The organism is Anoxynatronum buryatiense (assembly GCF_900182905.1).
Classification (GTDB): domain Bacteria; phylum Bacillota; class Clostridia; order Peptostreptococcales; family Tindalliaceae; genus Anoxynatronum; species Anoxynatronum buryatiense.
This window is the reverse complement of sequence record NZ_FXUF01000032.1, coordinates 1-4,093: the sequence shown is the minus strand read 5'-3', so window position 1 is coordinate 4,093 and position 4,093 is coordinate 1. Positions and strand designations below refer to the sequence as shown.

Below are 4,093 nucleotides of genomic sequence, written 5' to 3'. Positions count from 1 at the left end.
TAAAAGGCGCTTTTGGGTTTTCTGGTCACAAAGTCCGGCAGTTTTCGGTCAATTTAGTCCGTCTGGTTCTGGACAGCCAGCGTTAGCAGCGACAAATGGGACATGGTAAACCTGCATTGTCATGCTATCGCAATACCGCATGTACCGACTAATCAAGTCCAATATGTTTACTATAATAATTTTTCATTTATGACTAATGAATCGGAAGAATTTTTAAAAATTGAGATTCCCCATGGATATTTACTCGAAGTGGTTGCATCATAATGATAAACGATTATTTCGGGGTCATAATTTTTACTCACAGATCTTCCTAATGCAAATGTCATTGATACTGATGTTGCTAACACCAAGTGAACTTTCTCTATTGTTCTATTCTCAGTAATGTGGCGTAATTTCTTCATTATTATTGATACATATTCATCTACTTGGTTCTGGCTTTGAATAACATCAAAACCAAATGCATCTGTCCATAATTTTATAATGCTTTTATTGTCAAGTTGAAAAACTTCTAAGTCTTTATCATTTATACTAAAAGTAGTAGCCACAGAAACTAACATTTCTGTTGCGGTATCATCAATCAATTCACGTTCAACTAACAACTTTGGAAAACTGTCGTTATGATTTAACCCTTTGTATGCGTATTCATTGCGATTTTTATGAAATAACATCATGTTTGTTTCATCACCAATTCTGTACCCCGCTCTAAAAATGAGAGGTGTATGTGCTATTCCAACATATCCAAAAATGTCATCGTTATTAATCTCTTTCATAAAGCTGTCAATCATCAAATCTTGCTTTTTGATTATTGGACTCATATCTTGATATGATGGTAAACAGCTTATATAAGTATGTAGGTCTAAATCAAAGTACTCAACAGAAAACTTATTCAATACTTCCGAACTCATTTTGTATTGTGTCTGAACGAAAGTGCTATGTGCTAAGAGTATTAGTTTTACTTTTTTAGCACCGGAATCTTGAAAATAATAAAATTTTGTTACTAATACTATAATCGAAACTATCAAGATACCCCATACTAACGGGGATGGAGCATAATTTTTTAGATCTAACACAATTTTATGAATTTCCATCAACTTGTCTGACCTAAACTCGAGACTCTCGAGCATATGAAAATAATCATCTGTCAATATTAAAGTGCTCATCATTATTAATGTGAACAAATATCTATACTTAATAAAATTCATGTTGATATGCTGTTTTTTATCATTCATAATAGTCAAGTTATCATCACCTTATCCAACCACAATTTAGGCACCTCAAATTTATGGTGATGTTCCCATAATCTCATTGATTTCGTCCCAATAATCAAATGAAAATAACTTTTGTCTTCTTCTTTATTCAAACATGATATTCTATTCCAATTAGACAAATCAAGTTGGGAGTAATGGGGAATGCTTTCAGGATGTGTATGCCATTCTCCGATATAAGCATAAATGCCATTGTACTTTTCATAGTATCGTTTGTAAGATAGTACATGATTTTTATCTTTTCTTATAAACTTAAATTTTTTTCTTATGTCTGAAGGATATGGTTCAGTCGCATATTCTATGATAATGTAATCCTCATTAACGCTTTCTCTACCAATCAATATTCCGCCTGCTTCACAATCTTGGTTACTTAATCGTACGTACTTAATTATTCTTTCAATTACATTATGAGTAATTTTTATTGCCACTTTATCTGTGTTTGTTGTAATGTCCATCAAATTATACCACTCCCGCATACAATGCACTTATCTTTCTTAAACTCAGATGCTGGAACTACAATTTCCAACGTTTTGGAATTTTCATATCTTGAAGACGTTCTGTAACCGCATGTTTCAAAATATGATGCATCTCCTTTTTTTGATATTAAGATGCTTTCTGCAAATCCCTCATTGTTGAGAGTTTTAATCGCGTCCATGCCCAAAATTGTTGTTCTTATTGAATCAAGAGAACTAAACGGCATGAATGTGCTACCGCATCCAGTTAATCTTCTTGTATAGTGTTGTCCTTTTTCAGCAAAGGTAGTCCTATCATATATACCACTTTCATCATACTCAAAAAAACAGTCATAGCAGCCATCGAATCCATGTTGTATAAGAGCTGCATGACTTCCGATTCCTAAAACTTCATTCCATAAGTATAAAGTAGGTGATTTAATGCTATGGCGAAACACGTATCTATTTAACATTCTGTTCACGTTGTGATTCCCAACAGCAGAGATTATTAAATCATAGTCTTTTAAGTCCAATGAGCCATCTTCGATTAATTCCTCAATCTTATTTGGATAAGGAAATATTTTTAAATATGGGTAGTTTTTCGTCAAATAATTATGCAGAGCAACCACCTTATACATATCAACGTGCTCCATTCCTAATATATGTCTGAAAATATTTGCTTCTTCTAATTTATCATCATCAACAATAGTGATATTGTTAAAACCCGCCTTTATTAGTTCAGAAATGAAATAACCTCCTATGGAACCACAGCCAATAATCAACACTTTTTCATAAACTATACCACTGAATGCACCCCCCCCACGGTTTACTAAATACGCTTTATCGCATCTACTTATAGATCCCGGGTTGATACCATGATTTGAATTTGATAAGAAGCTTATTTGCTTTAGTTTATCATCGAATTCATGTCCCCAAATAAACACGCCGAATATAGAATTATCCATAGAAGGTTGGAATACATTAAATATTAGGAGTATCCTATTTTTCTTTAGCACCTTAGCTACTCGTTGATAGTCTACATTAGCAAGATTGAGTAGTCCATTAATAAATTCAATATTCAAGTTCAATCTCCAGTCAGGTGGGTATACGAAATCTTTAGTTGTCACTGGAATATATAATCCGTTATAAATGGAATCATTTGTGCTATATAGTTTAATTTCTAACTCGCTATCAGCACATATGATATCACGTATTTTATTTGTGTTATTACGGGAACTATTCTCGCGATTAATACACTTAATCTTTTTAACATCTTGTCCTAATAATACCAAAGACCTGATGTAAACCGAATCAGGCAGTAGCAGCCAATAATTTTCAAACTCTTCAACAAAATCGTTTGTATTCGCACTCTCCAATCCCGCAATTAATAATTGATTTGTTCGATGAATTGTATCTTTAAGTAATTCTGTAAAATTGGAATCTATGAGAATTCCCTCAGTTTCGTACAAACATAATTTACCATGCTCGCTCATGTGTGGAATAAGCTTAATATTCTTATACAACTTGATATATACGTCAAATAAGTGAACTGTCCAATTCTTAGGCACACCTAACACCAAGTCTACGGAATTTCCATTTATATTCATAGAAAATTCGGCAAGATAAAGATAAGATTTTTTTGCGTAATCACACTTTTCATGTATTCCATCCACGCAATTAATTTCATCTAATTCGCTGAAAATATTCTCAATAATCTTGAGCATTACTAAACCTTCCCTCCAGATATACTGCTTGGAGGAACAAAACTCATTTGAGTTTTAGATTCTTCCTCTACGCTGGGAATATGAAAGTCAGCTCCAAAAAGTTTATTAAGCAACTTGCACTGCTCAATTACGTCTACTTCTTTTTCAACTTCTTCAAGTGTTATAAGCATTTTTTCAAGTTTCTTTTTCATTTTCGTCATTGATTTGGAAGACATTTTACAAAATACATCAGTATAAGGTTTTACAGGCAAGTGGCATTCTATCTTATAATGCAGTTCATTTTCTTCCATTGAGTACTCAGTCGGAATAAACATGAGAATAACATCTCTAAGTAAACATTTCAGTGCTTGCATGTCATCAAATTTATATTTCATTTCAAGTGAATCATACTTTTGAGGTTTGAATTTTTCATAGGCAAGCATTGTCAACCCAATACCTGGAGGCTTGGAGTTGCCTACAGCTGAAAAATTAATATCCTTCCATCGTTTTAAATATCTAATTATCCTTCTGTATTGTCCCCTGATTTCTTTATCTTCATACTTATTCATTATTCTTTCTCCTTAATCCGTGACGCAACCATACCTGCATCACAGTCAAACCATTGGAATAACAACCTGTTTTCGTTATTCATCACTTCACCAGACAGGTGAAC

Annotated in this window: 4 protein-coding genes; all 4 read right to left on the bottom strand. The window is 33.1% G+C overall.

The window, feature by feature from the left end:
* Positions 1–170: 170 nt before the first annotated feature.
* A complete protein-coding gene (locus QOL74_RS18240; protein WP_283410938.1) occupies positions 171–1,088 on the bottom strand; it encodes an SAVED domain-containing protein in 918 nt (305 codons plus the stop codon).
* Positions 1,089–1,234: 146 nt separating this feature from the next.
* Positions 1,235–1,720 (bottom strand): Mov34/MPN/PAD-1 family protein, encoded by a 486-nt coding sequence (locus QOL74_RS18235; RefSeq protein WP_283410937.1) that lies wholly within the window; start codon positions 1,718–1,720, stop codon positions 1,235–1,237.
* Entirely contained in the window at positions 1,720–3,441 is a 1,722-nt protein-coding gene (locus tag QOL74_RS18230; protein ID WP_283410936.1) for a ThiF family adenylyltransferase, read from the bottom strand. The genes QOL74_RS18235 and QOL74_RS18230 overlap by 1 nt, the downstream gene beginning before the upstream one ends.
* A 2-nt stretch (positions 3,442–3,443) precedes the next feature.
* A complete protein-coding gene (locus tag QOL74_RS18225) occupies positions 3,444–3,989 on the bottom strand; it encodes a hypothetical protein (protein ID WP_283410935.1) in 546 nt (181 codons plus the stop codon).
* Between the last annotated feature and the right edge of the window lie 104 nt (positions 3,990–4,093).